A 6,628-nucleotide genomic window follows, 5' to 3' on the forward strand; every position below is an offset into this window, starting at 1 on the left:
CAGCCAGCCGATGGCGCCGATGTCGGCCCAGGTGCGCGCATCGACCTTGTCGCCACGGCGGACCACCAGCGCCCCGAGCGATTGCTCGACGAACTTGCTCACCGCCCCTTCGGCACCAAAGACCTTGGCGATCTCGGCCGGACTGGCCTCCATGCGCGAGCTGCGGTCAAAGGGGTACTTCAAGGCGAGACTGCGCTGGTAGGGCTCGTAGACCTGGGCCATCCACACGCGGTTGAGCTCGGACTCCGTGGGCTTCACGATGACGCCATAGGCCTGCATCAGCGGGCGCACCAGCAAGGGCCTGAGGGCCGTGCGGGCACTGTCGCTCATGCCCGTGAGCATCTGCTCGTCGACCAGCTTGAGCGCATCGGCCAGCTCCCCCTGCCCTTCCAGCGTCTGCAGCATCAGCTGGCGGGACGAGGGGCCCGGGTCACCCTGGGTCTTCATCTGGTTGAACCGGCTGCGGACCTTGGAGAGCGAGCCCAGGTAGGCCTGCATCAGCGAAGGCGAGCCCTCCCGAGCCGCCATCAAACGGTTCAGGCTGCTGAACTCCTTGCCGATCGGGCCCAGGGGGATCTCGGCCTGCTTGCCGAGGTTGATGTCCATGTTGACCTGCACCGCCTGGGGCGACATGCCCAGCACGGTCTGCTTGAACCACGCCACAAAGCCCTGCTGCCCCTTGGCCAGGCGATCGTTCAGCATGGACGGGTTGTCCCAGGCGGTCTGCTCGAACAGCGTCTTGAACAGCAGGCCCACGGGCGAATTGGCCGGGTCGCCCAGGCGGTTCATCTGCACCACGGCCTGCTCGAAGCTGCTGAAATCCTGCACGCTCACCCCCTGCATGAACTTCTTCCACTCGGCCACGTACTCGGTCTTGTAGAGCTGGGTCAGCGCCTTCTGGATCTGCTCGGGACTGCCCTCCAGGGTGAGGTCGTCGGAGGCGGCGGTCTTGAGCACCCAGTCGGTGGACTGCAGCTCGCTGTTGGCCGCCTCCTTGATGGCGTCACGCACGTACTGCTCCCAGGCCTCGCGGGTGAAGGTGCCCGAGACGGCATGGCTGCCCGCCACGACGGTGCGATCGGCGTCGGACACCAGGCGGGCCACGGTCACTGGCGCAAAGCGGGTCGCGGCCCGGGCCTTGATCTCGGCGTAAACGCGCTCGCGTGCCGGCATGCCCTTGATGACCCGGCGCAGGTTCTCGCGGGTCTGGTCCAGCAGGGTCAGATTGAGCTCCTGCTGCGGGAAGTCCGGATCGTTCATCTGCGACAGCGCAAACGACAGGATGCGTTCGGCCCGCTGGATGAGCTGCTCGCGCGGCAGGGTGCCGCGGTTGGTCTCCAGCCAGGTGCGCCAGAAACGCGTGAGCTGGTCGCTCATGTGCCCGGGCTCGATGCGGCTGCGGTCGCCCAGCATCAGGTAGGCTTTCAGCGCGTTGTAGGCCTCGGAGACGTTGGTGCTGGACGCGCTGGCATACGGCGTCTGGCCTGCAGCCGGTGGCGTGGCCATGAGGCCCGGCTCGGTGCCGGGGGCAGCCTGTGCACCGGACGCGGCCGGGGCACTCAGGGCCGCCGCCATGGCCTGCGCGCCACCGCCGTCGGCCAGCCGCTGCAACGGGCGCAGCTCACCGGCCTTGGCATTGACCTCGCTGAGGTAGCCGGCCACCGCCTGGGTGGTGGGCTTGAGCATCACCACCTGCAGACCGTTGAAATACTCTTCCTTGAGACGGCGCTCGATGGCCTCGCCCTGGTAAAGCCCCAGGCCGATGGACCACGGCCGCGTCTCGCGGTAGCGCTGCATCTGTTCCAGCCGGTCCTGCAGGATCTCGAGCGCTTCCAGGCGCGAAGCCAGGTCCACGCGCTTGTCCTGCACGCGCTGGGCCTTGATCAGGTCTTCCTGCACATGGGCCACCAGCTCCCGGTTGCCCATGTAGGACCAGGTCCAGGCGGCCAGCAAGGCGCCCAGCAAGGTGACGCCGCCAAAGAAGCTGGCGTAACGCAGGCGCAGCTTGTTGCGGCTGGTGTACTGCTGCACCAGCTGGCGGTCCGCAAAAATGACACGCGAGAACAGCTCCTTCAGGAAGAAACCGCTTTGCGAATAGACCGCGGCGGCCGTGCCCGACTGCAGCTGAAGGCCAAACTGCTGCGCCACGCGCTCGCTGGCCCGGCTGGTGGACTGCCCCTCCTGCACCGCGCTGGTGAAGTAAAAGCCGCGGAAGATCGGGCGGAACTGGTAAGGGTTCTCTTCGAACAGCGTGTTGACGAAGGTGCGCAGCGCGGGCTTCAGCGCAGCGAACTCCAGCGGGAAAGTCAGCACACCCGGGGGCAGCTGCTCGCCCCGGTGCAGCGACATGCGCGCCACCGAAGCCGCCTTCAGCCCCTCGAACAGCTCGTCGAAATGGGTGTCGAACTGGGCGACGGCATCGCTGCGGGCACTGGTGTCATAGGGCAGCGTGGCGCCCCAGACCTTGTCGCGCTCGTCACGGTCACGGTCTTCGAAAAAGTCGACGAAACCGGCGATCAGGTCGGCCTTGGTGAACACCACGTAGACCGGGGCAAAGACCTCCAGCTTTTCGGTGAGCTCCTGCACGCGCTGGCGCAACTTGCGGGCCAGGTCGATGGCGAACTCGGGCTTCTGACCGGCCAGCTCGGCCACACTGACGGCGATGATCACGCCATTGAGCGGTGCCTTGGGCCGGTGCTTCTTCAGCAGGGAGAGGAAACCCAGCCATTCGCTGCGGTCTTCTTCGTGCACCGAATAGCGCCCGGCCGTGTCGAGCAGGATGCCCTCGGTGGTGAAGTACCAGTCGCAGTGGCGGGTGCCGCCGATGCCCTGGATGACGTTGTCGGCGCCGTCGGCAAACGGGAACTTCAGGCCGGACTTCACCACGGCCGAGCTCTTGCCGGCGGCCGGGTTGCCGATCACCGCGTACCAGGGCAACTCGTACAGCGCCGCCGCGCCCGAGGTCTCTCCCAATTTCGAGGACTTGATCAGCTTGACGGCCTCGGCCATGCGCTCACGCACCGCGGCCACCTCGTCCTGCTTCTCGGGCCTGGCCGCTTTCTGGGCCTTGTCGGCCTCGGCGTCCATGGCCTGCTCCAGGGCCCGGGCGGCCTTGTGGGCCTGCCAGCGCCGAACGCCCCACACCGTCAGCCCGATCAGGCCGAGCAGACCGAGGATGGCGACCACCCACACCAGGCCCACGCGCATGGCGTCGGCCCCCAGCAGCAACAGGCCTGCCAGCGCGGCCACACCGATGACGGTGAGCACACGGGCATCCAGGAAAAACGACCAGATTCTTTGCATGGGCGATCCAGAAATCAAACGGCGTGGGCGGTGTCGCCCAGGGGAGCAGGTGGGTGCGGCAGCAGGGCGATCACCACACGCTCATGGGGGGACTGCAGCAGGGCCGCCAGGGCCACACGCTGCGCCTCGTCTTCTCGCAGGCTGGCCCAGGCCAGGGCCAGCGGGGCCAGGGCACGCACCATGCCCAGCTCGCCACAGGTGTCCCCCAGGCGCAGCACCTGGCGCATCGGGTCGACCTCAGGCAGCACGGCCTGCAGGGCCTGGTAGAGCTCGGCCGTGCGGCTCGGGCGGTGGTCGCTGTCGGCCAGCAGTTGCAGGTGCTCGGCCTGGGCGGCGGTGTGCTCGGTGGCCTGCTTCAGCAGGGCTTCCAGGGCCACGGTGCTGGCACGGCCTGTGGCATCGGCAGATTTGTCACGGCGCGTGCGCAAGGGGCGCAGCAGCTGCGCGGGGAGGGGCTCCATGGCGTCGAGCCGAGGCCAGCCTGGGCTGGCCAGCAAGAGCCCTGCGGCCCCCTCTCCGGGCACCCGGCCGGTCTGGTGCTGGGCGGTGAACAGCGCACCCTGGGCCTGCAGGCGGTCAATGTGATCGGCATCGATGGCGCTGTCCAGCGCCAGGGCCATCATCAGCTCGGGGCGGGCTTCGCGGTGCCACTGGCTCATCAGCTGATCCACCTCATCCCACCAGGCTTCGGGCGATTCGACCGGGCTGACCTGCCAGCGCACCGCCTTGGCGCCGCTGGCCTCGGCCCAATCCAGCAGGCTGCCGGAGCGGGCCTTGGTCCATTGCACCGCAAAAGCCTGGTCATCCTGAGACCAGTCACCAGGCATGAGCAGGCGCACGGTGAGACCCGGCCTCGCCGATTCACGGGCCTGCCGCCGGGCGATGGACTCGGTCGGCGCCACGCCCGAAAGGTGGGCGCGCATGTCGTGCCCTGAGGCCAGAGGGACCCCAGACCGGGCGGATTCCGAGGCAGCATCCGACCCGAGGGCTTCCTGGGCCAGGCGATCGAGCAACTGCCCCAGCACCGGCGCCAGGGCCAGCAGGGCGCGCCGTACGCCCTCGGGCACCTCGGTGCCATCCGGGCGAAGCCAGGCGGCCGGCCCTTCTTCGTCGGGATCGTCGCCCCACTGCAAGGCTTCGTCGATGGCGGCCGATCGGGCCGTGAAGGCCGGGAGGCCGTCCAGGTCTTCGAGCACCGGGTCCAGGGAGGGGCGCTCGGCCCCTTCGGCCAGGGCAGACAAGGCCTGCTCGACCGAGGTGCCCACACGCAGGTTCACGCTGGCGTCCAGCAACCAGAGCCGGGTCTGGCGCAGGGCTTCTTCGGGGTGGAGGGTCGCTGGTGCCGGGCCAGCCGGCGTCGGCACAGCCGCCGCGCCAGGCAAGGGGCTGGCCGCCTGGGTGCGGAGGCGGGCCGCGCCCCAGAGCACCCCCAGCAGGGCCAGGGTCAGCAGCGTGGGCAACACGAGCAGGTGCAGCACGATGTCGATCGTGCCCACGTCGTCGGCCGTGGTCTGCCAGCGCCAGATGGTGATGAGCCACACCACGGCGGCCACCACCAACCACAATCCCCCTGCTTTCAATACCTTGGTCATGCCCTGACTGCCTGCTTGATGACCGGGCCGCGCGCCGTCGGCCTCTGGATGCAAACTGCTGTGTGACCGGTGCGCGCCACCGGTCTGTTTCAGATGTCGGTGGAAACGGCCTGGGCCGCGATGAGCGTGGCCCCGCAGGCGCACAGGTCGCCATGGCGGGCAGCGGGCTGGCCGTCGATCAGCATGGTGGGGTCGCCCGAGACGATGACGGTGGTGCCGCCGTGGTACTTGATCGGGCAGGTGACCTTGTCGCCCACGCGGGCGATGCGCTTGCCATGGGTGTCGGTCGTGCCGGAGGCGCCCACGACGGTGCCTCCGTGACTGGTCTTGTCACCCAATACGATGAATGGACGTCCCATGGCGTCGCGCTCCCTGCTTGATGCTTTTTTTCTTGGCCCCGTTTGCCGGGTGCGGCCGCAGTCTAAGGGCTGGGCGAGCGCAATCACCCCCCTCTGAAGCGTGGTGCTGTTACCGCTTGTGTCAGAGCCATGCAGGCGGTTTCACGACCCGCGGCGGGCGCGCATGGCCTCCTTGATGCCAGGCTTGCGCCACTCGACGTGGCCCAGGTCCATCATCTGCCAGCGCCCCCCCCAGGTCAGGCCCAGGCGCTCGGCGACCTCGCCATAGAGCTGGTAGCCGCGCATGGCCCAGGGGTCTTTCTCGGTGATGAGCAACTTGCCGTTGCGCAAGAAGGCGCAGTCGGCCGCAAGCCCGTACTGGTGGTAGCTCTGCCAGGCCCCCGCCATGGTGACGTTGGCACCGCGGGCAGCCAGGAGGCGCTGGCGATCGGGGCTGCGCCAGCCTTCGAGCAATGCCATGTCGTAGCCATGTTCCTGCTTCATGATCCGGAATGCCAGCAGGAGGCGCTGGACGAACTCGGCGTCCATCTGATCCCAGCGGCGGTCGGCGCTGGCGATCATCGGACGCTCCACCTCCACCTCGGCCGTGCTGAACCACTCGGGCGGCAAGGGCGGAGGCGGCACGAGTTGCTCGCCTTGCAGAAGGTGGGCCACGTGGCTGTTGCCAGGATCGATGCGGTCGTCAAAGCCATCCAGGCTGCGTGTGGACTGCGCACTCCACCACAGCACCACGGTGGCGGGCAGGCCCAGCAGAGCCAGGGTCAGCAGCAACCAGGGCCAGCGCGCACGCCAACCCACCTTGGCCTGGGCCAGGCCATCACGGCAAACCTGGGCCACCTGCCGAGGCTGGCGTCCGGCCTGATGCCAGCCGACCTGGCCGGCGCGCCGCAAGCGCCACCAGGCGCCGTGGAACGGCTTCAGGGCACGCTGACGCAAGCCCCCAATGGCCCCCGGAAACACCATCACCGCCAGGGCTGCACACCCCAACAGGAAATACAACAGCACCCACCCTGCCTGCATCGTTTTGTAACCATTGTTTGCGATCCCCTCCGACACGGCGCATGGCGTGTGAACGGGCTTCGTAGAATGGGGCGATTCAACCATAAAGATCAAGGGAGGCAGGTGTGAGCCACGACCTGCGACGTTCCAACGCCCCCACGGCGCCGCAGGCCGCGGCACGCCCGCCACTGGGTCGCCCCAGCCTGTTCGCTGGCGCCGAAGACGGCGACGCGCCAGAGGGGGACACCCAGCGCGTGCGCTTGCTCTCCACGCTGGAATCGACCCGACGGCCCCTGCGCCAGGCGCCTTCTCGGCAGCAGCGCGCACGCCGACAACGCCAGGCCTGGCAACGCAAGGCGCTGATCGGCCTGATGG

5 protein-coding genes are annotated in these 6,628 nt (G+C 68.4%); 1 reads left to right on the plus strand and 4 read right to left on the minus strand.

Annotated elements, in window-relative coordinates; translation table 11 throughout:
• The 4 genes from tssM to QZ994_RS17915 all read right to left on the minus strand — a co-directional run.
• Positions 1 to 3,303: type VI secretion system membrane subunit TssM (gene tssM / locus QZ994_RS17900; RefSeq protein WP_290874889.1), on the minus strand; the 3,303-nt coding region annotated here is incomplete at its 3' end.
• 14 nt (positions 3,304 to 3,317) lie between these two features.
• On the minus strand, positions 3,318 to 4,895 hold the full coding sequence (locus QZ994_RS17905; protein WP_290874891.1) for a hypothetical protein: 1,578 nt from the start codon (positions 4,893 to 4,895) through the stop codon (positions 3,318 to 3,320).
• An 89-nt stretch (positions 4,896 to 4,984) separates the two neighbouring features.
• Positions 4,985 to 5,254, minus strand: a complete 270-nt coding sequence (locus QZ994_RS17910; protein ID WP_290874894.1) for a PAAR domain-containing protein — start codon at positions 5,252 to 5,254, stop codon at positions 4,985 to 4,987.
• A 141-nt stretch (positions 5,255 to 5,395) separates the two neighbouring features.
• Positions 5,396 to 6,274, minus strand: coding sequence for a M15 family metallopeptidase (locus QZ994_RS17915; protein WP_290874896.1), 879 nt, complete (start codon positions 6,272 to 6,274; stop codon positions 5,396 to 5,398).
• A 104-nt stretch (positions 6,275 to 6,378) separates the two neighbouring features.
• Here QZ994_RS17915 and QZ994_RS17920 point away from each other — a divergent pair.
• Positions 6,379 to 6,628, plus strand: a 250-nt coding sequence (locus QZ994_RS17920; protein WP_290874899.1) for a hypothetical protein, incomplete at its 3' end; no start/stop codon positions are given.

It is taken from the genome of Aquabacterium sp. (genome assembly GCF_021768455.1).
Lineage (GTDB): Bacteria > Pseudomonadota > Gammaproteobacteria > Burkholderiales > Burkholderiaceae_C > Aquabacterium.

Bases quoted from the DNA above. Each gene is read 5' to 3' on its own strand.
- QZ994_RS17905 (WP_290874891.1), bottom strand. From the start codon at position 4,895: ATGACCAAGGTATTGAAAGCAGGGGGATTGTGGTTGGTGGTGGCCGCC.
- QZ994_RS17910 (WP_290874894.1), bottom strand. From the start codon at position 5,254: ATGGGACGTCCATTCATCGTATTGGGTGACAAGACCAGTCACGGAGGC.
- QZ994_RS17915 (WP_290874896.1), bottom strand. From the start codon at position 6,274: ATGCAGGCAGGGTGGGTGCTGTTGTATTTCCTGTTGGGGTGTGCAGCC.